The 24,104-nt window shown below is 45.9% G+C and carries 22 protein-coding genes; 3 read left to right on the plus strand and 19 right to left on the minus strand.

Annotation, left to right across the window (positions count from 1 at the left end; all coding sequences use genetic code 11):
- Nucleotides 1-186: 186 nt before the first annotated feature.
- The 4 genes from CSH92_RS02390 to CSH92_RS02405 form a co-directional block, all read right to left on the minus strand.
- Nucleotides 187-1,407, minus strand: a complete 1,221-nt coding sequence (locus CSH92_RS02390; protein ID WP_100655995.1) for a phosphoenolpyruvate carboxylase — start codon at nt 1,405-1,407, stop codon at nt 187-189.
- A complete protein-coding gene (locus CSH92_RS02395; protein WP_100655996.1) occupies nt 1,404-2,039 on the minus strand; it encodes a hypothetical protein in 636 nt (211 codons plus the stop codon). The genes CSH92_RS02390 and CSH92_RS02395 overlap by 4 nt, the downstream gene beginning before the upstream one ends.
- Entirely contained in the window at nt 2,036-5,725 is a 3,690-nt protein-coding gene (locus CSH92_RS02400) for an ATP-binding protein (RefSeq protein WP_100655997.1), read from the minus strand. Before CSH92_RS02400 ends, CSH92_RS02395 begins: the two co-directional genes overlap by 4 nt.
- Nucleotides 5,726-5,815: 90 nt before the next feature.
- Nucleotides 5,816-6,691, minus strand: a complete 876-nt coding sequence (locus tag CSH92_RS02405; protein WP_100655998.1) for a WYL domain-containing protein — start codon at nt 6,689-6,691, stop codon at nt 5,816-5,818.
- Between the two features lie 299 nt (nt 6,692-6,990).
- On the opposite strand from CSH92_RS02405, the gene chrA reads away from it, so the two are divergent.
- The 3 genes from chrA to CSH92_RS02420 all read left to right on the plus strand — a co-directional run bounded on the left by chrA (nt 6,991) and on the right by CSH92_RS02420 (nt 10,856).
- On the plus strand, nt 6,991-8,160 hold the full coding sequence (gene chrA, locus CSH92_RS02410) for a chromate efflux transporter (protein ID WP_100656000.1): 1,170 nt from the start codon (nt 6,991-6,993) through the stop codon (nt 8,158-8,160).
- 283 nt (nt 8,161-8,443) lie between these two features.
- Nucleotides 8,444-9,757, plus strand: coding sequence for a GGDEF domain-containing response regulator (locus CSH92_RS02415; RefSeq protein ID WP_100656001.1), 1,314 nt, complete (start codon nt 8,444-8,446; stop codon nt 9,755-9,757).
- Between the two features lie 211 nt (nt 9,758-9,968).
- Complete coding sequence (locus CSH92_RS02420; RefSeq protein ID WP_164084637.1) at nt 9,969-10,856, plus strand: glucosamine kinase nucleotide-binding domain-containing protein; 888 nt, start codon at nt 9,969-9,971, stop codon at nt 10,854-10,856.
- Here CSH92_RS02420 and CSH92_RS02425 read toward each other — a convergent pair.
- The 15 genes from CSH92_RS02425 to pstB all read right to left on the minus strand — a co-directional run bounded on the left by CSH92_RS02425 (nt 10,853) and on the right by pstB (nt 24,102).
- A complete protein-coding gene (locus tag CSH92_RS02425) occupies nt 10,853-11,260 on the minus strand; it encodes a SufE family protein (protein ID WP_100656003.1) in 408 nt (135 codons plus the stop codon). The genes CSH92_RS02420 and CSH92_RS02425 overlap by 4 nt on opposite strands.
- Nucleotides 11,261-11,275: 15 nt before the next feature.
- On the minus strand, nt 11,276-11,809 hold the full coding sequence (gene sufT / locus CSH92_RS02430; protein ID WP_100656004.1) for a putative Fe-S cluster assembly protein SufT: 534 nt from the start codon (nt 11,807-11,809) through the stop codon (nt 11,276-11,278).
- Between the two features lie 11 nt (nt 11,810-11,820).
- Complete coding sequence (locus CSH92_RS02435; protein ID WP_100656005.1) at nt 11,821-12,177, minus strand: HesB/IscA family protein; 357 nt, start codon at nt 12,175-12,177, stop codon at nt 11,821-11,823.
- A gap of 9 nt (nt 12,178-12,186) precedes the next feature.
- Complete coding sequence (locus tag CSH92_RS02440; protein WP_100656006.1) at nt 12,187-13,404, minus strand: aminotransferase class V-fold PLP-dependent enzyme; 1,218 nt, start codon at nt 13,402-13,404, stop codon at nt 12,187-12,189.
- Entirely contained in the window at nt 13,401-14,660 is a 1,260-nt protein-coding gene (gene sufD, locus CSH92_RS02445) for a Fe-S cluster assembly protein SufD (protein WP_100656007.1), read from the minus strand. The genes CSH92_RS02440 and sufD overlap by 4 nt, the downstream gene beginning before the upstream one ends.
- Nucleotides 14,657-15,418 carry a Fe-S cluster assembly ATPase SufC gene (sufC, locus tag CSH92_RS02450; protein ID WP_100656008.1) on the minus strand — a complete coding sequence of 254 codons (762 nt, stop codon included), beginning with the start codon at nt 15,416-15,418 and terminating at the stop codon, nt 14,657-14,659. Before sufC ends, sufD begins: the two co-directional genes overlap by 4 nt.
- A 2-nt stretch (nt 15,419-15,420) precedes the next feature.
- Entirely contained in the window at nt 15,421-16,857 is a 1,437-nt protein-coding gene (sufB, locus tag CSH92_RS02455) for a Fe-S cluster assembly protein SufB (RefSeq protein WP_100656009.1), read from the minus strand.
- Nucleotides 16,858-17,084: 227 nt separating this feature from the next.
- Entirely contained in the window at nt 17,085-17,567 is a 483-nt protein-coding gene (iscR, locus tag CSH92_RS02460; protein ID WP_100656010.1) for a Fe-S cluster assembly transcriptional regulator IscR, read from the minus strand.
- Between the two features lie 296 nt (nt 17,568-17,863).
- Entirely contained in the window at nt 17,864-18,778 is a 915-nt protein-coding gene (locus CSH92_RS02465; protein WP_124916904.1) for a hypothetical protein, read from the minus strand.
- 13 nt (nt 18,779-18,791) lie between these two features.
- Nucleotides 18,792-19,478 (minus strand): hypothetical protein, encoded by a 687-nt coding sequence (locus CSH92_RS02470; protein WP_100656012.1) that lies wholly within the window; start codon nt 19,476-19,478, stop codon nt 18,792-18,794.
- Nucleotides 19,471-20,019 carry an RNA polymerase sigma factor gene (locus CSH92_RS02475; RefSeq protein WP_100656013.1) on the minus strand — a complete coding sequence of 183 codons (549 nt, stop codon included), beginning with the start codon at nt 20,017-20,019 and terminating at the stop codon, nt 19,471-19,473. The genes CSH92_RS02470 and CSH92_RS02475 overlap by 8 nt, the downstream gene beginning before the upstream one ends.
- Before the next feature lie 96 nt (nt 20,020-20,115).
- A complete protein-coding gene (locus CSH92_RS02480; RefSeq protein ID WP_100656014.1) occupies nt 20,116-21,033 on the minus strand; it encodes a hydrogen peroxide-inducible genes activator in 918 nt (305 codons plus the stop codon).
- Nucleotides 21,034-21,121: 88 nt separating this feature from the next.
- On the minus strand, nt 21,122-22,393 hold the full coding sequence (locus CSH92_RS02485) for an inorganic phosphate transporter (protein WP_100656015.1): 1,272 nt from the start codon (nt 22,391-22,393) through the stop codon (nt 21,122-21,124).
- A gap of 168 nt (nt 22,394-22,561) precedes the next feature.
- Entirely contained in the window at nt 22,562-23,281 is a 720-nt protein-coding gene (gene phoU / locus CSH92_RS02490) for a phosphate signaling complex protein PhoU (RefSeq protein ID WP_100656016.1), read from the minus strand.
- 14 nt (nt 23,282-23,295) lie between these two features.
- Nucleotides 23,296-24,102, minus strand: coding sequence for a phosphate ABC transporter ATP-binding protein PstB (gene pstB / locus CSH92_RS02495; protein ID WP_100656017.1), 807 nt, complete (start codon nt 24,100-24,102; stop codon nt 23,296-23,298).
- Nucleotides 24,103-24,104: the final 2 nt, after the last annotated feature.

Below are 24,104 nucleotides of genomic sequence, written 5' to 3' on the forward strand. Positions count from 1 at the left end.
ACGAATAGCAGTTCAATGGCGATTAGACTAGGCTTTGCACTGAAAGTTGCAAAATTGTTAATAAAATTTGGGTTGGCATGCAGCCTAGCATCGTCAATCAACTACGAGGTAAGCAGACCCACATGTACCTTCATTAAGTCAATCTGCTGCAGCTGTCTTGCACTGTTGGGCGATGGAGCGATCTAACTATCTCAGCCCCAGATAAACATCATGGATCAAATAGTTACCCGAGTATTGTGGGTGTACTTCACCAGTCGCTTCAATGGCAAAATAATGTTGTTCCTCATCATCCAGTGACTGGTAGCCGCCTATAACCTGATACAACCAAGCTTCGGGATCAAAGTCCAATGACTGCCATTGCATATACTGCAGTGCAGTGATTGGCTCACCACTGTCAATCACGTAACAGAAATAAGCTTCTACGGCTTCTCTCAGCTGCGAATCATCCATTTCAATCGCCGCAATCTGTTCAATATCAATACGTACAGATGCCTTGTTGCGCTGGGTTTGACTGCGTACCCGATTGACCTGCCGAATTTGACTCACAAGCTGCTGTAGCTCTAGCTCCTGTTCCACATTATTCACATCCACGCTGGCCGGCGCCAGAATAGGTTTCGCTTGATTAAATAACATCGGTACTTGGCTTTGCGATGTATAGTCCCGCGGGGCAAAATCCGGGTGTTGTTCACAGTGCAAAACAAAACCTTTAAGTAGGCGTGTTTTGCCTCTGAATTCCCGAAAGCGACCGAGCAGCTCGATTAATCTGGCTTGAGCGGCAGCCAGTTCTTTGGTGACTCGGGTAAAACTTTGCTGTAACGCAACGACCAATAAATGCCGAAGATCTCGGTTATTGCCAGCTAATTGTCCCAACTCATCAAAGCGCAATAATTCCAGCTGATTTAACAAATCACTAACCTGCGACTGAGCTAATTCATTTTCGCGGATCTTGGCATCAACCGATGCCACATAACCAAACTCGTTGTTGATCCGGCTAAACAGCACACGAACATGATTCGCCAGTGACTCCGTTAAGCCATAAACATGCTCGCGCAGATCACTCAAATGCCCTTGTGACTCTACGAAACGACCATAATGTAGCGCTTCTTTGTAGTGCTGGGCTAGGGTCTTAATCGCCGCTAACGCACTCGCCATATTGGTATCAATTTGACGATTACGTTCGTCCTGCAAGCTGCCTTCCAATAGGTTGCGCACAGAACTTTTTAACCGCAATTCAGCATCAGGCTCGGGGCGCCATAGCACGCCCTGTTGGATCAAGGCTTCTAACACCTTAGGATTAACGTCACGTTCACTAACACTGCCAGCTAAATAGGCTCGCATAATGACATCACTGTGCCGACTCAATGCGTTAAGAAGCTTAACCCCGGCTTGAAATAAATTCTGATTCACAGCAGGCTACCCTGTTGGCTAGCAGACTGGGCCTGCTCGGCTAACGAGAGCGACTCGGTTTCATCGATGAAGCGCAGTACCTCATACAAGTAATCCAATTTACCGGTAGCAAGATAGATTTGTTTCTCTGGGTTTGGCTTGAGTAAATAGCCAAGATCGGTCAAGCGCTTAAAGACTTGTTTTAATTGACCATCGGTTTGCGTGCTTGTTGAGTTAAACAATCGATAGCGCGAGAGTTTCTCCAGTTGCTCTGCGAAGGCTGGCGTATCTTCGATAATGGTTTGTAATTCAGCTAATCGTATCGGTGTGCCCATGGTAACAGGAACATCACTGCCATTGGCTTGCTGCACAAGTAAAAGCCAATCCACCAAGGGGCGCAAACTCCCTGCTACTTCTTGAAACTGAGTACCCACGAATTTGCGCTCACTTTCGCCCAATGATTGATACGCAGCGTAAAACACATCGCCCTCAACCGTGGTCGCAAGTGTGCGATTTAACAAATTGAGATGTGGCTCAATCGCATCGCGATTGGCGCTTTGTTTTAAATAGCGCCACGCTTCTTCATCGCTTACCTGACAAATAAACTGTCCTTCCAATAAATGAGTCAGCACACGGCCTTGTTCATTGATCATGCGCTTGCCTCCTCTGCCATACGGGCTTTTAAGCGTTCACTCAATTGACTGACTTTCGGTTGTACTACTTGCAGTCGGCGCGTTGCTTTATCTATAAGGTACCGATTCTCAAACAGTTTCAACACATCTGACTCTGGATTAGGGAAGGCCCCAACTACCGAAATAGCATTGTTCTGACAGGCATCGAATATTTTCTTCACATTACTTTGATGCAAGGTACCGAGCTCATCAATGGGCCAGTGAATGGTTACATCCGCGTCATCACGGAGCAAGCGGGTAAACGCGAGTAAGAATTTGCACAAGATCAAATAGGCCATGCCGTGGCTCGAACTTTCATTCAGCTGACGATCGGTACGAATAACCAAATTAGAGTTACCTTCACGCAAGTGCAGCTCAATATCTAACAGCTTACTGATCCCGCCACTGAGCGCAGCTCGCCCGAGGATATCCAGAACCCGACGCATAGAGTGACCGTATTCTTCGTCTGGTAACTCTGTAGCACCGGATTCCATCCATTGTTGATATTGCTTCTGGAAGGCTTCCAATTCCGGCCAAAACTCTAATTCGCTGATTTTAGAGCGGATCTTAACTGCAGAATCAGACACGCCATCTAAATACAACTCTTCATCCACTTCTTTGCTGATGCGACGGCTTTGGCTGGCAATGCGTTTATCAATATCATCTAAGACATGATAGTACTGGGTTAGATCTGCACCGAATATGCGCCCCTGTTCACGCAGCCCCTGTAATTTTTGCGGCACAATTTCATTCAGTAGGCGCGCAAGGTGACTGACTAAGCGACGATGCTCGATATGCCGGCCGCCCTCTTTATCAATTTGCGTACATTCTTGACGTGAACGCTCCCACGTATCAGACAGCCCAGTGCCTGCTTGCGCAGCGATAAGCTGGTCAAAACGTTCCACGTAAGTACGGATGTCGCCTAACAGACGTTCGCGTAGCTGCAGCAATTCATTGGTTTCAGTCACCCTTTGTACAATCGCGGTCAAATCACTGCCGGTGTCCGGCGCAGCCGCTTGCGTACTTTTCAATTTGAGTTTCTGCAGTGACTTTAGTAACTGCTCAACGCTGCCGATGGCTTCATTCGCCTGGCGCAATTGCTGCTCTGCAAGAGTTTGCGCTTCGTTTAATTGCTCACGTTGCGACTTCACTTGCTGTACGCGCTCATTTAGCTCTCGCTCGGCTTGACTGGACGTTTTCTTCGCTGCGGCTAATAATTTTTGCCACGTCACTTTTTGTTCGCTGAAAACGTGCTTATACCAGCGCTGATAATCCACCACTAAATGGCGATGACGTTCGGTATAATCAATATCTTGCTTCAGCTGTTCAATATGTTTCTTTAGTGAACCAATTTCATCGATATCGACCCCGCGATTGGCCAGCTCATCAGCTAACCACTTTTCTGTCGATTGACGATCTTTCTTAGCATTAGCTTTAGCCTCGGCGAGTTGCGCCGCCACCGCTTGTTCTTCAGCAATAATATCGTCTACTACTTGCTGCCAATGGAAGTCGCATTCGGATAACGCTTCGCGCTGTTGATCATCGATCTCAGTTAGTGCTTGGTTAAACTGCGACTTTAACTTGGCTTGCTGGGTGTCCAATTGTTGTAATTGCTGCTTACTGGCTTGTTTACGTTCAGCCAACGCAGCTTGATATTCTCGATGTAACGAATGCCGGTCTTGTTGGCTACGCTTGCGATTAGCTTCAGCACTTTTTAACTGGCTCTCGGCTTTACTCAGGCCCAGTTCTGCTTGACGCACTCGGTCACTGGCTTGAGTCAATGTTTGCTCAGCTTCACTTTGCGCTTCGACTTTACGCTCTAGTTCAGCTTGAATGTCACTCAGCTGCTGCTTTAAGTGTTGCTCTGTCTGCGCATATTCAGGCAACTCCAAGTGACTTAAATCAAGAGTTAATCCAAACAGTGACTGCGTCGCTTTTTTCGCCACTGCTGGCTTTAAGTCTTTACGTTCGAGTAATTCCGGTGCCAGCACTTTGCCTAACGTCTGCTCCCAATCTGCCGCGTTTTCTCGCAAAAACGCAAGTAGCGTATTATCTTTAGGGTGCAGCAATGCCTCGGCTTTATCCAAGCGCACTTGGCTGGACATTACCTCACGACTGATTTTTTGTAAGCGTTCATTGGCAGCATTACGTTGTTGTTGCTCCGTGGTTAGTAACTTTTGTTGTTTACGTAAATTATCACGCGCAATATCTTCAGCGCTAACGGCTTCATCAATGGCAGCATCAAGTAGATCCAACTGGCTTTGTTCAAATTCAGAGAACCCCACATTTTGTAATCTTGCATTTAGGTTTGCACGCTGCTCAACCATGGCCGCACGTTGTTCTTGATGTGCTTCTTTTAGTTGGTCTTTTTGTTGAATAAAATCATCTTTAATAGCGTCGCGTTGTTGCTGACCTTCACGCTGCTTCTGGGCTTGACTGGCTAAAAGGTCACGCTGTTGTGTATTTAGTGAATCTAACTGACGGTTTAATTTTTCAGTTAACTCTGCGATCCGCTTATCAAACGTTGCTTGGATATCCTGGTGTTTGTCGGTCATTAATTGATATCGGGATTGCGCCGTTTGTAAATCCTCTTGCCATTGCGACAACTTCTTCACATTGCTTTGCAACTGGTCAATATCTTGATCCTGCCAACGCTGATATTCGTCCTCAACATTGTCCAGCTCTTGCTCATATTTAGCAATGTCACCCTTTGCGGCTGAAAGAGTTTGATTTAGTGCCTCACGCGATTGCTGCCAGTCTGATTCTAATTGCTTAATAGCATGACTAGTTTCATCAACCAGAGCGCTTTGTTCCACTTGCGTGGCTGCTAAAAATGATTGGTCGTGGGTAAACGCTGCGGTAAGCTCCGCCAAACGTTGCTCTGCATCGGTGAGTTGCACGTCCGCCGATTCTAACTGACTGAATTCAGGCCGGATAACATCAAACTCTTGGATCAACTGGCACTCGCGCAACCAGTCGTCAACATGTTTTCGGCTCAGGTTTGAGGTGGGGGGTTGCACTCCATCTTCTTCAAGGATAGCGGCGATCATCGCCTTGATGGTCTCCATCTTACCTTCCTTGGAATGCACGGCTTTGGCAAGCTTTTCGATATGTCGAATATGCTGCTTGCTTGTGCACAAGCTGAAGATGCGCGCATAGCCAATCAACTCGCGTGCACTGCTCGACACTTGCATGGTCGTCAGATCATTTTGCACAACCGCACGAAAATCCTTGGTATTGAGCTGGTTGGTAACCATGACGTTATTGCGTTTTAAACTTCGAACAACGTCTTGCGGACTAGTCGGCACGTGCTCACCCGCCTTGTTCTGAAACACATAATCATCTAACTCAAAAGGCTTACCGATTAAGCGATAAGTGACACCAGTACCATTTGAGGTAAGCACCGCTTGGCACAAACTTTCGTCGTGGTTAATGTATTCGTAGATGATATAACTGGATTCACGCGGTAAATACCAACGCTCAAAACTGTCCCGCGTAGCAGGAACTACACGGCTGGGATATTCACCATAAAATACCGGGATCAAGCGTTGTAAAGTGGTTTTCCCTGAGGCATTGGTGCCGCAAATATTGGTGTGTCCACTGAGTTTGAGTTCGACCACACCAGGTAAATGTGTATCGATCAGAATAATGCGATGTAAACCGGGCATAACTGTCCTGTAATTATTATCAATACGCGTTGCGCGAAGGCTCAACTATACTGAGCGCAAAGTCGGATGCAACCTGCTTTTGCGATTAATTTATCGGGTCATAGTGTAACCCGGCGCAAGTGTCGGATTTTCAATATTTTTAAGCACCTCAAGGTTAGCTAGTGCCAACTGACACCCCTGGCCTGTAAAGCGATATCCTGATGAACAATCAACCTGCCAATGGCGCAACACGTAGGCCGCCAAAGCAGCCTTTACATGTAGTTCATAACGGCCGTCCTGCATGTCAAAATCCAGCTCTACTGCATGTGGAAATTGCAAACTCGGATGAGGAATTAGCTCTAATTTAACCGTACTATTAAATTGCCTATCAGCCTTGGCTTCCTCCGTTGGCAATAATTCACGATCTAACAGGTTAATTCGGGTAAATCGGGTACATACGTAGTCGCGAAATGCCTGGTGAGAAACATCAAACGAGCGCACATGCCAGCGGTGACCATTATTAACCAAAGCATGCGGCACTAACTCGCGCTCATGTTCTCCAGAACTGGCTGATACATACTCACAGGCAATCGCTTTTTGTTGATGGATGGCCCGCATTAAAGCAGCAATAATCAGCGCATTGGGATGAACCAAACGCACGGCATCAAAGCACTGGGCTGAAGGTTGCACAGGAGAGGAAATGCCATCGCCGAAACCGCGGCTTAAGTTTTGTAGGATTACCTCTGGGTCATGATTAAATACCGCGCTAAATGTTGTTGTGCGATGATAACGTTTGTCCTGATGAACTAACTGTAAGTTATCTGGTGCCAATGAGCGATACAGAGAGAAATCACGCGTACTTGCCGCTAAACCCGTCTGAAAACGTTGAATTAAGTCAGTTCGAGCAACCTGACCAAAATATTGCAATGAAAAGTCGATAAACGCGAGTCTCTCACGTTGCGCATGCGGTAATGTATCTAGGTCCATAATTTACTCTTAACGGTAATTTAAGAACTACTATAAGTATTCCCAAACTTAAATACAATCATTTTGATGCGACCTTTTTGATTCTATTGTCACGGATTATTCACCACGCTTTGAGTGCGTAGCGCTTAAAAAATGGCTGCCATTATGGGGCAAGGTATTAACGACGTTGAGTGATTTAAATGTAGCTTTTGTTTGCTGTTCTTAAATTTTAAGTTTTGCGGTTCGGTATGTACTCTTAGCATTACCGTGGAGCATTGTTTGTATTAATCTTTTATCATCATTAACACGACTGAAATTTTATGCGCGTATTGGACGTCTTTTGGATTTTCTTAAAATTAGGCTGCACCAGTTTCGGTGGCCCTGTGGCTCATCTAGGCTATTTTCGTGAAGCCTTCGTTACTCGGCGCCAGTGGTTAACTGAAAGCGAATTTGCCAATACCCTTGCGTTATGTCAGTTCATTCCCGGTCCCGCTAGCAGTCAAGTTGGGGCGGCGATAGGATATGTTCGTGCTGGTTATGCGGGAGCGTTCATGGCTTGGGTTGGTTTTACTCTCCCCTCCGCAGCACTTATGACCGGATTTGCTTTGTCGCTGGTCAGTTTGGAGTCAAGTCTGATAATACCTGCCGTGCACGCGTTAAAACTTGTTGCCGTAGTCATTGTTGCGCACGCACTTTGGGGTATGCAACAGTCATTGTGTCATACACATTACCGTAAACTGTGGGCACTTGCTTGTGCTGCTGTATTGATGTTTTTTTCGGGAGTATTCACACAGTTTGCTCTGATTGTGCTGGGCGCCGTTGCGGGGTGGCTGTTGCTCACCCCAAAACAAACACCAGTAACGGTGAGCAAATTTACCCTAAACTGGTCGAGCAAATTCTGCCTGACTGCCTTCTCTGTTTTACTTGCCGTGACGTTTATTACTCCAGCAGAACATTCACTTCTCGACCTGTGTGAGCGTTTGTATCGCAGTGGAGCGCTGGTCTTTGGTGGCGGCCATGTGGTTTTGCCACTGCTTTATGCTGAGTTTGTCACCACCGACTGGCTAAACAGCGACCAGTTTGTCGCCGGTTACGGTGCGGCGCAGGCGATCCCAGGCCCGCTATTTACCCTGAGCGCTTTTATTGGTGCAAGTGTTGATAGCTCAACGCCAATAGTATTTGCCGCTCTCGCGACCGTCGCTATATTCCTGCCGGGTATGTTGCTCCTATTCGCAGCCTTACCCTTATGGCAAGTATTACAGACAAAGCCTGTCCTGCAGGGAGCTCTTGCAGGGGTTAATGTGGTCGTTGTGGGTATCCTTGGTGCGATCCTATTGAATCCGCTACTCAAAGATGCATTACTGCATTGGACTGATGCTGTATTCGCCCTGATCGCCATTGTGGCAATCATTAGATTCAAACTTCATCCTGGCTGGATCATTATGAGTGCACTTGTCTTCACATTAACCATGGTTAAATTAGTACCGTAATCAATGATGCAAGGCCCTCCATTTGCGGAAAATCAAGCTGAGGTAAGCGCCTTTTATTCCTCCTATCCAGCTATTTATTTGCCGGATAAAAAGGAAGTTATCGGCAGCTTTAGGCGCCAAGTTGCTACGCAAGCCTTGATGTTTTGAATGACTCATAAAAGTAAGGACCATTTTTCAAAACTGCACTTTCGGCTAATAAATGTTTCATTTCAGTTCGCCTTGCGACTTTACAACTTCGCTGCTTAACTATAGGAGAATAGACTTTGACGAATTGAGAGGTTGAATGGTCATTAGACATGGAACAGCGCGCAACTCGCGTGCGAAGATGGACCGCATGTCTATCCCCAACCCAATATTGCTAATTGAAGACAACGATATCCTCGCCGAAATCGTACAGTTTAAAATTACTGAGCAGTATGATGTAGAGATCCACCACGCACGGAGCCACGCAGAAGCAAAACAGTTGCTCACCCAGCATCGCTCGAATTATCTGGTCGCTTTGTGTGACTTAGTATTGCCTGATGCCCCGAATGGAGAGGTATTGAAACTAGTCGCAAAAGCCAACGTTAGATCTATTGCTTTAACGGGATTAACCGAAAAATCGCATTTTCAAGATGAGTTCAAAGGCAAGCTTGTTGACTATGTAGCCAAAGATACTCCCAATGCAATTAATTACACGGTGAACTTGATAGGCAGACTCTACAAGAATCGCTCAATGAAAGCGTTAGTGGTTGATGACTCACAAACCGGTTTATCTATCTTAAGTAACTATCTAACCCTATTGAATTTTAACGTGTACACCGCAAAAGACGGTGTTGAGGCTATCGACGTTTTAAAACAAGAAACCGACACAAGACTGATGATCGCCGATTATGAAATGCCACGCATGGATGGTATCCAACTGGTTATAGAAACGCGGAAATTAATTAATAAGAACAAACTCGCAATTATTGGTGTGTCCTCAACAGGGCGCGCAGACATAGGCGCAATGTTTATCAAAAATGGCGCCAACGACTTTTTAAGCAAACCCTACACGCTAGAAGAGCTGATTTGCCGCATCAATATGAATATGGATGCTCTCGACAATATTGACTATATCTTTGAGCTAGCGAACAAAGATGGGCTAACCGGTTTGTTTAATCGCCGTTATTTCTTTGGTGAGGTTGAAAAGATTGATGAGACGTGGGTCACTGCGGGCAGCGAGTTTTCCTGTGCGATGATAGATATTGACCATTTTAAGCGTATCAATGATACCCATGGCCATGATTGCGGAGATCAGGTATTGCGAGTGTTTGCAAAAACACTGACCGAATATTTTTCCACTGAATTAGTCGCAAGACTGGGGGGCGAAGAATTTGCAGTGATATGTGCCCCGGAAAATAAGCTGGAATTTACGTCTCAGCTAGAAAATTTTCGCAAATATATTGAAGCCAATCCTATTGGGTGGGAAGGAAATATTATTACTGTTACGGTCAGTATCGGATTATGTACTGCACCCTCTATGCCGGCAGAGGCCATGTTGAAGCACGCAGACAACAACCTTTACAAAGCAAAGGAGGGGGGACGCAATCAAATTATTGCTCTTTCTCCTACCTGATAAAACTGAAAGTCTTAGATTTAACGTTGCCCCACTAAGCGCACACAATTTTGCAGAGATAGTCGCCTAAAATCTTGTATTTCTTTACTGTACACTACCGTAATATTAAGGATAATAATCCCTAGTATCATTCTTACAGCCAGTTTTTACGTGTTAAATAGCTTATCTGCTTTTCCGTATACTGAATGACGATTTGGATAAAAGGAATACCTTGTCAACTAACCCCAAAATTACGATCGGAATTGACGGCGGTGGCACTAAATGTAGCGCCTGGGTAATTAATCAAGACTTGCACGTGCTCGGTAAAGGTGTTGCTGGTTCCGCGAATATAGCTCGCGATTTTGATAATGCCAGCCTATCAATTGAGTCAGCCATCAAAGCCGCATTAATTGATGCCAGTATGCCTCATGCATTTAGTTCACAGTTACCACCGATAGTGGCGGGTTTTGCTGGATTTAATGTACAAAGTGCACAAAAGAAACTGGCATTATGGGCAACCCAGTTCCCTTCTTTTCATGCCACGAGTGACCTTGAGGTTTCCTTGTATGGGGCCCATGCGGGACAAAATGGTAGCGTTTTGATAGTCGGCACGGGCTCATGCTCGGCCGCACTTAACACAGGTCAGATCAAGCAATGGGGTGGTCACGGTTTTTTAATTGGTGATAAAGGTAGTGGTGCGTGGTTAGGCCAGCAAGCGATCCAGCGCGTATTGTTGGCTATTGATGATGCTGCAACGCAAAACGATCCATTATTTTTTTCCACTCTCAGCGAGCAAGTCGGCGCGCGTGAGGCTCCGGGCCTTGTTGAGCAATTTTGCCAAGCCTCGCCTGCTACGTTTGCCAAGCTAGCGCCTACTGTCGTAGCTCTAGCTGAAGAGGGGTCTGAAATTGCCTTGGCAATAGTTCGTGAAGGTGCAAGCTACCTCTCCCAAATAGCTGAACATGCAATTCAGTATAGTAGTGGCAAGATTGCAATCACCGGCGGTATGAGCTGTAAAATGGCGCCTTGGTTAACAGACGAAATTCAAGAAAAGGTATCTGAGCCGGCGTATGGTGCCGAAATAGGTGCCGTTTTATGGCATAAAGCGATGGAGCGCTAAGCCGCGCTTGCCATCTCGCGGATTTTACCAACAATGGCACGCAAGCCATTGCCCCGTGTCGGAGTGATATGCCGCTCTAAGTCTAATTCTGTGAAATAACCGTCAATATCAAAAGCCAGAATTTGCGCAGGAGACTTATGATTATAGGCCGCCATCACGAGAGCCAGAAGCCCCTGAACGATAACTGCATCACTGTCTACTTCAAACTCAAACACGCCATTGGACTGATTAGCTTTTAGCCACACGCTGCTTTGGCAGCCTTTAACCAGCTTATCAGGGGTACGTTCATCCTCCGGTAACCCTGACAAGTGTTTACCTAAGTCGATGATATATTGGTAACGTTGCTCCCAATCATCAAAAAACGCTAAATCATCGACAATTTCTTCACTGGTAGGCAATGCCATTACTTATCCTTGCGGTTAAAAAAACACGCCCGCTTCAAGCTGGGCTTCTTCACTCATCATCTCGCGTGACCACGGTGGGTCGAACACCAAATCAACCTTCACGTCATCGACAAATGGTACCATTTTCACACGATACTCAACATCTCCAACCAACACTGGTCCCATGCCACAACCGGGTGCAGTCAGTGTCATTGCAATCGTAACCAAGCGTTTACCCTGATCAATATTAACGCTATAAATAAGGCCCAAAGAGACCAAATTAATTGGGATCTCAGGGTCATACACAGATTCTAGTGCTTGCCAAACTTGCTGTTCATCAATCTGCCCATCAGATGGCGAAGTAAACCGTAATTCAGTGACTTTGCGACCAATCGCATCGGCATCGGTGCCATCTATACGATACATATTGCCGCGCCATGTGACGGTATAATTTCCACCTAAATCTTGGGTAATATTAACAAACTCACCTTCAGGAATAGTGACAGGGTTTCCCGCTGGGACCAAACGCGCTTTACAGTCACGTTCAGTGACCACCATTTTTTGTTGCATATTTGTGGGTCTTATCCGACGTTAAAGCTTTCACCGCAGCCGCATTCATCGACGACATTGGGATTGTTATATTTAATCACACCATTAATACCTTCTTTGACATAGTCAATTTCAGTATTACGCACGATATCAACTGCATCAGCCGCGACAGCAACGGTCAAACGATCACTAACTAGAATGACCTCATCCCCCTCTTTTGCTGTGTCAGCAAAATCAAGAACATAAGCATAACCAGTGCAGCCACTTGCCTTGGTCGATAGACGAATAATCTGGTTCGGTTGCTGCTTGAGCTTACCTTCGAAGTGACGGATAGCACTGTCAGTGAGCGAAATCACTTGTTTGCTGGGAACGAAAGTTTCAACACTCATAAAAATCTCCTACGCCAACATCATTTTGGCTTTGTCTAGGGCAGCAAAGAAGCGGTCAATATCATCAGTTGTATTGTACAACGAGAACGACGCTCGAGCGGTGCCCGGAATACCTAAACGCTTCATGAGCGGTTGTGCGCAGTTGTCACCTGTACGAATCGCTACACCTTGCTTATCCAAGATAAACCCGACGTCTGCCGGATGCGCCCCTTTTAACATGAAACTCATTACGCCGACTTTATGCGCCGCGGTACCAATCAGTTGCAGCCCGTCAAACAGCTCGGCTTTATGCGTCGCGTATTGTAGTAAATCTTGTTCATGCTGCTGAACAGCAGCCAAATCCAACTGACTAAACCACGCAATCGCTGCACCCAATCCAATCGCTCCAGCGATGTTTGGAGTACCCGCTTCTAAACGGTTTGGTAGTGAGCCCCACGTGGCACTGTGATATTCCACATCATGGATCATTTCACCACCGACCTGCCACACCGGCCAAGATTCAAGCACATTGCGTTTACCCCACAACGCACCAATACCAGTTGGCGCAAATATTTTATGCCCGGAAAAGGCGTAAAAATCGCAACCTATGGCTTGTACATCAACGCCGCCATGGGCGATACCTTGAGCACCATCAATTAACACCCAAGCGCCCTTCGCTTTGGCCTTCGCAGTTAATTCTTTGATTGGGTTCACCGTACCCAAAGCGTTTGATACGTGCGGCATCGCGAGCAAACGCGTTTTATCGCTAAGCAAACGATCAAACGCAGCAATATCCAACTCGCCGTTATCAAAGATTGGCACAACCTTCAACGAGGCACCGCTGCGCTTACAGGCTTGTTGCCAAGTCACTAAATTGGCGTGATGCTCTAACTCAGTGACCAGCACTTCATCACCGGGTTTGAGTAACTGACCAGCACCATTCGCGACCAAATTGATCGCTTCTGTGGTACCACTGGTCCAGATCACTTCTTCACGGTGTTCCGCATTGATGAATGCCGCCACGGTATCGCGCGCCTTTTCATAGCGACGCGTGGCCTCATCAGAGAGTTGGTGCGCACCCCGATGCACATTGGCATTGCAGTTGGTGTAAAAATCCACCAAAGCATCGATCACCGCTTGCGGCTTTTGCGTAGTCGCAGCGTTATCGAGATAAACCAGGGGTTTGCCATCAAGTTCTCGGGAAAGCAATGGAAATTCAGCGCGCACCGCGTGAACGTCAAAACTCATTTGACCTCCATCTCAGCAAAACGATTGCGCAATAGTGGTGTCAGCCAATCTCTAAGTGCTGCATTTGGCATATCGTTCACTAACTCTTGAATAAAACCAAAATTCAGCATTATCAAAGCTTTAGAACGTTCGATACCGCGACTCAAAAGGTAATACAAGGCTTTTTCTTCAATCTCTGCTACCGTGGCGCCATGCGCGCATTGCACGTCATCAGCGTAAATTTCAAGCTCCGGCTTGGTATTAACTAAAGCGCGACGCGACAGTAATAAGTTTCTATTATTCAGTTCAGCCAACGTTTTTTGTGCGTCACGATGAATGTGAATTCGTCCGTTAAACACCGCTCGAGCTCGATCACCAATGATACCGCGCGCATTCTCTTCGGTTTTGCCATTCGGCATCGCATGCTCTATGGTCGAGTGCAGATCAAACAGTTCGCCTTCTGCCAATAAATAAATCGCGTTCATTTTAGCTTTGGCATGTTCACCGGCGTGAATAATATCAACGTCAATGCGTGATAATTCACTACCAAAACCCACTAATGTGCTATTTAGCTTGGCTTCAGTTAAGAGATTGAAATGACTACCACCCACTTGTTTAGCTGCGCCGGTATGCATAGCAAAACGGTAATGCTCAAGCGACGCATGCTCACCGACGCTGTATTCTGCAAACGCTGTAGTAAAGCTTGCTGTGTCACCACAGCCGTGTTCAATCACTGTGACATGACTGTGTGTTTGTAGATTAACCAAAACGCGAGTGTGCGCATCGATGTCTTGAGTGGCAACATTCACAATACGCAGCGGTCGCTCTACTTTTACGTTTGCTGCAACGTCAATATAAACACCTTGCTGGCACACAGTATCATTGACTAATCCAAAAATATGGCGTTCTGGCTTCACTGAGGCGAACAGCGCTGATATTGCTTGCTGAGCTTCAGCATCGGCTGTCGCAAGCGAAACAATACTTACCCCTTCAGGTAAATCGATTGCTTGAATGTCAGTCACTAACTGACCATCACAGAACACGATATCAACTGCTTCAAGCCCTGCAACAGCCGGAGCTGTTGCAGCTTCAACCGTTGTGCTGATAGTCATTGAGCGATTAGTTACCGATGTTAATGGGGTAAACTGCCACGCCTCGCTGCGTGCCTTTGGCCATCCATCAGCTTTCAGCTTCGCTAGGGCCTGCTCTCTTGCTGGCGACAGATAATCGTCGACACCGTCAGCCGCTGCAATGACCTGTTCAAGCCATTGACTCATGCCTCTGCCTCCGCGAACGCTTTACCCAAAAACGCATAACCTTCTTTCTCAACCTGCAATGCAAGCGAGGCGTCGCCACTTTTGACAATTTCACCATTGGCAAGAATATGCACAAAATCAGGCTTGATATAATCCAGCAGACGTTGATAGTGAGTCACGACAATAAAACTGCGCTTGCCGTCGCGTTGACTATTAACGCCGTCGGCAACGACCTGTAACGCATCAACGTCTAAGCCTGAATCTGACTCATCCAAAATACACAATGACGGCTGGAGCAAAATCATTTGCATAATTTCGTTGCGCTTTTTCTCTCCGCCACTAAAGCCTTCATTCACACCACGTTTCAAAAAATCTAATGGTAAGTGCACTTGTTTGCAGGCTTCTTTCGCAAGCTTTAGGAACTCAGCGGCTGAAAGCGCTTCTTCACCGCGGCTTTCACGCACAGCATTGACCGCTTCCTTCATGAATTCCATGTTGCTTACCCCTGGGATCTCTACGGGGTATTGAAACGCCAAAAACAAACCATTACAGGCACGCTCTTCAACCTCCATATCGAGCAAGTCTTGCTCATTTAGAGTAATGCTACCATCAGTCACTTCGTAGCCTTCACGCCCTGATAATACGTAGCCAAGAGTACTCTTTCCGGCACCATTCGGGCCCATGATGGCGTGCACTTCACCGGGGTTTATTTCGAGGTTCAAGCCCTTGAGAATGGCCTTATCTTCCACGCTTGCATGTAAATTATTGATTTTTAACATTACTACCCCACTGAGCCTTCAAGACTAATCTCAAGTAACTTTCCTGCTTCGACGGCAAATTCCATCGGCAGCTCTTTAAATACTTCTTTACAGAAACCATTCACGATCATTGATACTGCTTTTTCAGGATCAAGGCCGCGTTGTTGACATAAAAACAATTGCTCATCACTGACTTTTGAGGTGGTGGCCTCGTGCTCCACAATCGCTGATGGATTGCGACTTTCTATGTAAGGGAAAGTGTGTGCACCACATTGATCGCCAATCAGTAACGAATCACATTCGGTAAAGTTCCGCGCTCCATCGGCTTTTGGCCCCATTTTGACCAAACCACGATAGGCATTGTTGCTTTTTCCAGCCGATATGCCTTTAGAGATGATTGTTGAACGTGTGTTTTTGCCAAGGTGGATCATCTTGGTGCCAGTATCAGCTTGCTGACGCCCGCGAGTAAGCGCTACAGAGTAGAACTCACCGACGCTGTTATCACCTTTCAATATACAGCTGGGGTATTTCCACGTGACTGCAGAACCTGTTTCAACTTGCGTCCAAGATATATGAGCATTAGTGTGGCAAATACCACGCTTGGTGACAAAGTTATAAATACCACCTTTACCGTTTTCATCTCCGGGGTACCAGTTCTGCACTGTAGAGTACTTAATCTTGGCATTGTCAAGCGCAACCAATTCTACTACCGCAGCATGCAATTGGTTTTCATCGCGCTGTGGTGCGGTGCAACCCTCAAGGTAGCTCACATAGCTGCCCTCATCAGCGACAATCAATGTGCGCTCAAACTGCCCAGTGTTCATCTCATTAATGCGGAAATAAGTCGACAGTTCCATTGGGCAACGCACGCCCTTGGGAATATATACAAACGAACCATCAGTAAAAACGGCACAATTAAGCGCGGCAAAAAAATTATCAGTGCGCGGTACAACCGAGCCAATATACTTCTTCACGAGATCCGGGTATTTGTGCACCGCTTCAGAGATCGGGCAGAAGATAACACCAGCTTCTTCCAACTTCTCTCGAAACGTGGTTACCACAGAAACCGAGTCAAAAACGGCATCAACAGCAACTCCGGCCAGCATTTCCTGTTCATGTAGTGGAATACCTAGCTTTTCGTAAGTGCGCAGCAGTTCAGGATCAACTTCATCCAACGACTTTGGTTTGTCTTTCATGCTTTTCGGCGCGGAATAGTATGAAATGGCTTGGTAATCGATTTTAGGATAATCCACATGGGCCCATTCTGGCTCTTCCATTTTCAGCCAAGCTTCATAGGCTTTTAAACGCCATTCCAGCATCCACTCAGGCTCACCTTTCATCGCTGAAATACGACGGATCACGGATTCATCCAACCCAGCTTCAAAGGTTTCTGACTCAATTTCTGAGTAAAAACCTGCTTCATATTTCCGTTCTAACGCCTGTTCAATTTGTTCACTCATGATTTGAACTCGCTTGTTTGACTGTTGTGCCTGAACGTCTTAGCCATTTTGTTAGATGGTATTGCGCAGCGGTTAAAGAATGAAGAAAACCGCTCATTGACGTTAGAGATTGCAGGCCCCACACAACAAAAAATTAATCCGCAATTTTATAATACCTGAGTAATTTACTCAAAATTTAACGCAGCTAATTTACCGCGTTTTGACTGGGGAAATCCCCTCACAAAAGGTTAAAGTTGAATACTAACTTCGATGTCATTGCCTAAATTGATGGATTGGCATTTGTCCTGACGTCCTGCCACTTTTTTCACATCGCGTTTGGCCATTAACTCACCTAATGATATGGCATCAAGAAATTGATTGATGCGGTCGCTCAAGTCTTGCCACAAACTGTGAGTGAGGCACCGCTCCCCCGCTTGGCAATCGGACTGACCGTGACAGCGTGTAGCGTCAACACTTTCGTGTACGGCTCGAATAACTTCACCGATCGAAATGGTTTGCGCATCTCGTCCAAGCAAATACCCACCACCAGGTCCGCGCACACTGTCAACCAACTGTTCTTTGCGCAACTTCGAAAAAAGCTGTTCTAAGTAAGACAAGGATATTTCTTGGCGTTCAGAGATATCGGCAAGAGGTACGGGCCCCTTAGTTGAGTGCAACGCTAAGTCAAGCATCGCGGTCACGGCGTAGCGCCCCTTTGAGGTCAGCTTCATGGTTTTTCGTCCCCATTTACAGAGGCGCGAATTCTGCCATAACCTACTATTTTAGTCAAGTATTTACCTGAGTGATTTAGTCAGGTATAGGGGCTAATAACGTTTTTTCAGAATTGCTTTCTGTTGCATTTTGAAGAACTCATTAATGCTAAATAATCAAATGATTTGGCTGCTAGGTCAGCTGGCATATGAAAGCAGTAGTATGATTAATAAATAAGATAGCTTTAAGAACAAAAAAGCCCCATTACGATTGGGGCTTTAACAAATGTTACAGCTTGATTAACTCAGCTGATAAATCAGAACGAATAAATCGTTGCATTACTCAGCAGCTTGTTCGCATCAATTCTTTCTTGCACACAAGATTTCACTTGGTCAAGGGTAAACACATATACCCTGTCGCGGGCTTGACGCTTCTCGTCAACATCAAATTGTTTTAGCACAAAGCTGATGTGCTCATTTTTCGGTAATGCCCTGATACCAGAACCAAAGCGGCACAAGGTATCCCCTACCCGTTCTTCAAACGCCGACAGGAACGCTTTATCAGCTTGCAAACGCGCTTCCCGCTGCTTCTCAACTTGAGCTTTTTGCTCAGCTTCTAGTGTATCTGCATACTCATTTAACTCTTGTTTTCGAGCTTGCAATTTTTCACTGGACTTGCGAATTTCTTTTAACTCTTCTTCAAGTTCTTTTTTGCGCTCTTTATCAGCGCTGCGTAATTCAAAGTTTAGATCCCGTTGGCGACGCTCCAATTCACGCGCCTCCCATTCTAATTCTCGCGCATCTGATCGCACATCACGCATTTGTTCATGGGCCTCGCGAAACACTTCTTCAAAGTTACGCATCGTATCTTCAATCATGTGTTCCCAATCCTCAGTGATCTCAATACTGATCCCATCGCCATTTTCACCAATAATCACCGGGGGCGTTGGAGCCTCAGGCGCACGCGGGATAAATCGACGAAGATCCAAGTCCAACCCTAAGCGGCGTCGCGAGGTATTGATTTCAAACACCACACCTTGACCGGCGAGATAGCTAGTTTCCAATCCCCTAAAGCGGATTGCAGCAGTATTATCTGACTGCCTGAACGCAGTGACCAGCACGCTATCCATGATCTCTAATTCTTTACGTAATTCGTCATAATTGGTCGCGGCATTGGCTTGCAAAGCAATCGTCATTGCAACCATTCCCGACATCAAAATCTGTTTTTTCATAATCAACTCCACATTACTCATTCGGTAGCTGGCTGGCACCAGTATTTAAAGACGGTAGATTCGCGCGGATCCCGTTCTGCGCATAAATTTCTTGTTGTAAATTATTAAGCTGACGCGCGTAAAAAACTTGGTCATCACTGCGTTGCTCGTTGATAAACTTGACTAATTCAGCAAAATCTTCGCGACGCTCTTGGCGACTTGATGACAACAAATACTCAGCTAGTTTCACGCTGCTTTCTTGCTGTTGCTGATTCAACGCATCAACATATTGGGCGAACATCGCTTGATTAGACGCCTGGTAGGCCTGAATACGCTGCTCTACTAGGGCGTTAAGCTCGCTATCATTTAGCGCATCTGCAATGCCCACCGATAGCGTCCCTTCACTTACCGAGACCTGCACGTTACTCAACGTCAACACGATGGCAAAGGCAGAACATGCCAACGAAGTTAGCGATAACTTGGGTGATTGCCACCAAGGCGTGTGCTGTGCATTAGTGAATGTTGACTGCTTGTCCCATTGAGGCACGCTCGATGCTACATAATTGTCACTTAAGTTGCTCAATAGGTTGGCACTGGCAACGCGCGATGAAAACTCTTCATCCTCAATGCATAGACGCTCAAAAGCCTGGCGTTGCTGATCACTAAGACGGTCATCTAACCAAGCAGCAAATAATTCTGACTTCTGCTCTTCGTTATACATACTCTACCTCCAATTGCCCCTTTAACTTTTCCAATGCACTGTACAGACGCGACTTTACGGTATTAGGCGAAACACCTAACTGGTCTGCAATTTCGTCAAAGGTAAATTGACCAAAAAATTTTAATTCAACGACTGCACGCTGATTCACTGGTAACTGCTGCATCGCATTGTGTAATTGCGCGTTATCCTGACTTTCGGTGAGTTCTCCTTCTGGGCACCTCTGATCTGACCGTATGTCAAGCTCAGGCGTATCATCTAAACTCTGATTCGGTTTACGGCGGCGATAAAATTCAACACAGCGATAATGCGCAATTTTAAATAGCCAACTTTTGAAGGCGCCTGTGCCTTGATAACTGGCTAGGTTGCGAAACACGGAAACAAAAATTTCCTGCATTAAATCCAAACTATCCTCTCGGCTACCGGTCATGCGGATCCCGTAGTTATAAATTGATTTCTCATAGCGATTAATCAATGCAAACCAGGCTCGCTTATTGCCGGATAAAGCCTTACTAATTAGTTGTTCATCGGTTTTGGTGAACACCTATTCATTCCTGAAATTGGTTACGTGCAGATAAAGTCGAGAGGGTTGGCCAAAAAGTTTGATTATTTTTCATTTTTTTGGCCACTTTATGTGTGCTCAACGAGCAGATGTTAATGTGTCTATGGGCATTAGTGGGGCTAAACACTCCGCTAGCGAGCGAAATAGCTGAACTCGGGTTGTGCCATTGCGCCATACCAGACCAATTTCGCGATAAGCGTTATCTTCTGCGGGCAACGCAATCAGCTCTGAACGTTCAAGAATATCCTGCTGCAACGCTAATTCAGGAATAAACGTATACCCCAGCTTTGCATTAGCTAATTGCACAAGCGTATGTAATGACGTAGCCGCCAGACTATTAACTTGCTCGCTGTACTTTAGTCCACATGCGCTGACCGCATGGCCGGTCATACAGTGCTCTTGCTGCAAAAGGAAAATACTGTTTTTAGGTAAATCTTTTACCTCAATACTCTGATTTTCGGAAGGCTTAACTGAGCGATGCATGACCAAATGAAAAGGGTCATGACCGATGACCAATTGCTTGCAACCCGGCGTTTCAAAAGGTAATGCTAAGATCAACAAATCTAGCGTGCCTTCGTTCAATTGCGCTAACAGATTGTCGGTAGTGTCTTCCTGTAAATGTAGGGCGAGCTCTGGGTAAATGCGTTTAACCGATTTGATTAGGCCCTCAAACATAAACGGCGCGATGGTAGGGATAACGCCCAATTTAAGCGTGCCACGACGCCAATCACCCGCGTGTGTCGCATATTCCATTAGCTCACGAGCTTCATTGATAATTCGTTTACTGCGTTCAACGATTTCAAGCCCATAAGCAGAAAATACAAATGACTTATGCTCCCTTTCCAGCAACTGAGCGCCAAAGTGTTCTTCCAAATTCTGGATCGCTGTACTGAGTGTTGACTGGGTGACATGACATCGTTCAGCGGCACGATGAAAATGTTGCTCCTGATGTAATACCACGAGGTAGTGAAGGTGTTTAAGGTTCGGCCATTTCATTGATTTAGTCTATTAAATTCACATTCATTAATAGACTAACCAATGATTTATAAAAATAAAACCGATTTTAATCGCAGATCTGCGCCGCTTAGGCGACGCCGAAAATCCACTTGAGTGAGAAGAAGAATATAATCGCTAAACCCGCACCCGCTGGCAGTGTTACCACCCATGAAACTAAGATAGTGCGGATAATGCTAAAATTGAGAGCAGAAATACCGCGGGCTAAACCAACCCCCAGTACTGCACCAACCAAAGTTTGTGTCGTTGAGATCGGCAACCCAGTACCAGACGCAATGACTACCGTAGTTGCCGCAGCCATTTCAGCAGCGAAACCACGACTCGGCGTTAAGTGCGTAATTCCTTGACCGATAGTTTTAATAACCCGGTGACCAAATAAAGCCAAGCCAGCGACAATTCCGACCCCTCCCAATGGAAGGATCCACCAGGCTAAACTTGCGCTAGAAGTTATTTGTCCACCACTACTTACTACACTAACTACCGCAGCGAGAGGCCCAATCGCGTTAGCGACATCATTTGAACCATGTGCGAAAGCCATACAGCAAGCCGTAACGATCATAAGAATGGCAAATACTTTCTCAACGTTGGATTGTTGATGTTCGAGCGTATCATTAGCATCGAATTTTATCCGGTTGATCATCCAGACACCTAACATGCCAACCCCAACAGCAATTGCTACTGCAAGTAGGTAACCGTGTGCATCAGGCAAACCTAACCCAACGTGTTTGAGACCTTTTTTGATTGTCACCAACGACATGACAAAGCCTGCTAGAGCCATATAAAATGGTACATAGCGACGTGCATTTAAAAACGGAGTTTTGGTCTGAAATATCAGCTTATCTGCGCTAACAAAAATACCGTATGCTATTAATCCGGAAATCGCTGGCGTAATAACCCAACTCCCCACGATGCCACCAACTTTCCCCCAAGCAACGGCGTCAGAACTAACTCCAACCGCGGTAAATCCGACAATTGCACCAATGATTGAGTGTGTAGTTGAGACCGGCCAACCTTTAAACGACGCAACGGCTAACCAAATACCTGCCGCGAGTAGCGCGGCGATCATACCCAGGACTAAATATTCAGGCGTAGGAATAAAATAATCGGCATCGATAATGCCTTTGCGGATCGTCGAGGTGACCTCTCCACCAGCGAGGTAGGCACCGGCGAATTCAAACACCATGGCGATAATAATTGCCTGTTTGATTGTTAACGCTTTGGAACCGACGGACGTTCCCATTGCATTGGCAACATCGTTTGCACCAATACCCCACGCCATGATGAAACCAAATAGCGCGGCGAGAACAATAAGAATGAGGCCATAACTTTGAATAATATCCACGCTATCAGGCCCTTATCGTTGAAGACACTTCCAGTTTAAACGCAACATTTGCGTATTCACTGTTAAATATAACCATAGTATTGCCGCTGTAGAAGCATTACTGAAAACCAAACTGCCGCGCATGATACCTTAAGCACTTGCGAAGCCATAGTATATTTGTCGAAAATTTTATTCCGACAGTTCATCTATCTTTTTCTGCATGCTTTCAATTGATGCATGGCGCACATCAGCACCGCCAGATAAGTACACCACATATTCGCATATGTTTTTACAACGATCTCCCACGCGTTCAAGAGAACGCAGTGCCCACAGCACTTCAAGCCAATCATCCATTAATTCGGGATGCTGCTGCATTTCCTTCGAGGTATAACTTAACAAAGCCTTATATTGGCTATCAATTCGGTTATCCTGTTCGTATACATCGAGTGCCGCTTGTTCATCCTGTCGGGCAAACGCGTTAAAGGTGCCGCGCATCATATGAATGATGTGCTCTCCAATGGCTAACATGCTGCTTTTTATGGTTTCGGAAGCGGGTAAGTTATTTTTCGTTACCAGCTTGGCAATGCGTTCAATTTCGTCTCCAATTCTTTCAATGTCGGTGGTCGCTTTAGAAATTGTCATAACTAGACGCAGGTCACTGGCGGTTGGATGACGTTTGGCGATGATCCGCATACACTCTTCGTCGATTTGTACTTCCATCGAGTTGACCTTGAGGTCATTAAGTACCACTTTTTCTGCCAAACCTGCATTGTTTTCCCGTATAGCACGCAAGGTATCAACCATTTGTTGTTCAACTTCGCCGCCCATGGTCAGAACTGAGTTACGCAGGTTTTCTAATTCAATATTAAACCGGCCGGAAATATGAGTATTAAATTTTACTTGGCGCATAACATTCTCAGTCGTTAGCCGTAGCGGCCGGTAATGTAGTCTTCGGTTTGTTTTTTCTTCGGCATAGTGAATAACGAATCGCTGTCAGCATATTCCACCACTTCACCTTGATGAATAAATGCAGTGTAATCAGATACCCTTGCTGCTTGTTGCATATTATGCGTCACTATCACTACCGTGCAGCGCTTTTTTAAACTGATCATAAGTTCTTCTATATACAATGTGGTCAGCGGATCAAGGGCTGACGTAGGTTCGTCCAGCAAGAGGATTTCTGGTTGCAAAGCTAACGCCCGTGCAAATACCAAGCGCTGCTGTTGACCACCGGATAATATATTGGCTGATTCAAACAACCGGTCTTTGACTTCGTCCCACAATGCCGCATCGCGTAACGCTTGCTCCACAGCATCATCTAAACTGCGCCGCTGGTTCACACCCTGTAGCTTCAAACCGTAGCAAACATTCTCATAGATGCTCATCGGAAAGGGGTTTGGTCGCTGAAATACCATACCGACCCGTGCTCGCAAACGCGCCACATTTTCACGCGGGTGATTTATGTTGCGCCCATCAATTTCAATATCACCTTGATAACGACACCCATCAATCAAATCGTTCATGCGATTAAAACTACTGATGAGAGTAGACTTGCCGCATCCACTTTGACCAATCAGAGCTGTGATTTGATTTCGGGGGATCCGCATTGATACATCAGTTAACACCTGCTTTTTGTGAAACCACAGATTTAAATTACTAACATTAATCGCCGTTTGCTCGTCAGACAGCTCTGCCAGGTCTAATTTTTTGTGTTCGAAAAGGTTTAACATAA

This window comes from Neoalteromonas flava (assembly GCF_002807685.1).
GTDB classification, from domain to species: Bacteria; Pseudomonadota; Gammaproteobacteria; order Enterobacterales; family Alteromonadaceae; genus Alteromonas_E; species Alteromonas_E flava.

What these genes read in the sequence shown, in the direction of transcription:
- sufC (WP_100656008.1), bottom strand. Translation starts at nt 15,418, where the DNA reads ATGTTAAAAATCAATAATTTACATGCAAGCGTGGAAGATAAGGCCATT.
- CSH92_RS02480 (WP_100656014.1), bottom strand. Translation starts at nt 21,033, where the DNA reads ATGAAATGGCCGAACCTTAAACACCTTCACTACCTCGTGGTATTACAT.
- sufD (WP_100656007.1), bottom strand. Translation starts at nt 14,660, where the DNA reads ATGAGTCAATGGCTTGAACAGGTCATTGCAGCGGCTGACGGTGTCGAC.
- CSH92_RS02415 (WP_100656001.1), top strand. Translation starts at nt 8,444, where the DNA reads ATGGTCATTAGACATGGAACAGCGCGCAACTCGCGTGCGAAGATGGAC.
- pstB (WP_100656017.1), bottom strand. Translation starts at nt 24,102, where the DNA reads ATGTTAAACCTTTTCGAACACAAAAAATTAGACCTGGCAGAGCTGTCT.
- sufT (WP_100656004.1), bottom strand. Translation starts at nt 11,809, where the DNA reads ATGCAACAAAAAATGGTGGTCACTGAACGTGACTGTAAAGCGCGTTTG.
- CSH92_RS02395 (WP_100655996.1), bottom strand. Translation starts at nt 2,039, where the DNA reads ATGATCAATGAACAAGGCCGTGTGCTGACTCATTTATTGGAAGGACAG.
- CSH92_RS02435 (WP_100656005.1), bottom strand. Translation starts at nt 12,177, where the DNA reads ATGAGTGTTGAAACTTTCGTTCCCAGCAAACAAGTGATTTCGCTCACT.
- CSH92_RS02425 (WP_100656003.1), bottom strand. Translation starts at nt 11,260, where the DNA reads ATGGCATTGCCTACCAGTGAAGAAATTGTCGATGATTTAGCGTTTTTT.
- CSH92_RS02400 (WP_100655997.1), bottom strand. Translation starts at nt 5,725, where the DNA reads ATGCCCGGTTTACATCGCATTATTCTGATCGATACACATTTACCTGGT.
- iscR (WP_100656010.1), bottom strand. Translation starts at nt 17,567, where the DNA reads ATGAAGCTGACCTCAAAGGGGCGCTACGCCGTGACCGCGATGCTTGAC.
- sufB (WP_100656009.1), bottom strand. Translation starts at nt 16,857, where the DNA reads ATGAGTGAACAAATTGAACAGGCGTTAGAACGGAAATATGAAGCAGGT.
- chrA (WP_100656000.1), top strand. Translation starts at nt 6,991, where the DNA reads ATGCGCGTATTGGACGTCTTTTGGATTTTCTTAAAATTAGGCTGCACC.
- CSH92_RS02440 (WP_100656006.1), bottom strand. Translation starts at nt 13,404, where the DNA reads ATGAGTTTTGACGTTCACGCGGTGCGCGCTGAATTTCCATTGCTTTCC.
- CSH92_RS02470 (WP_100656012.1), bottom strand. Translation starts at nt 19,478, where the DNA reads ATGTATAACGAAGAGCAGAAGTCAGAATTATTTGCTGCTTGGTTAGAT.
- CSH92_RS02405 (WP_100655998.1), bottom strand. Translation starts at nt 6,691, where the DNA reads ATGGACCTAGATACATTACCGCATGCGCAACGTGAGAGACTCGCGTTT.
- CSH92_RS02465 (WP_124916904.1), bottom strand. Translation starts at nt 18,778, where the DNA reads ATGAAAAAACAGATTTTGATGTCGGGAATGGTTGCAATGACGATTGCT.
- phoU (WP_100656016.1), bottom strand. Translation starts at nt 23,281, where the DNA reads ATGCGCCAAGTAAAATTTAATACTCATATTTCCGGCCGGTTTAATATT.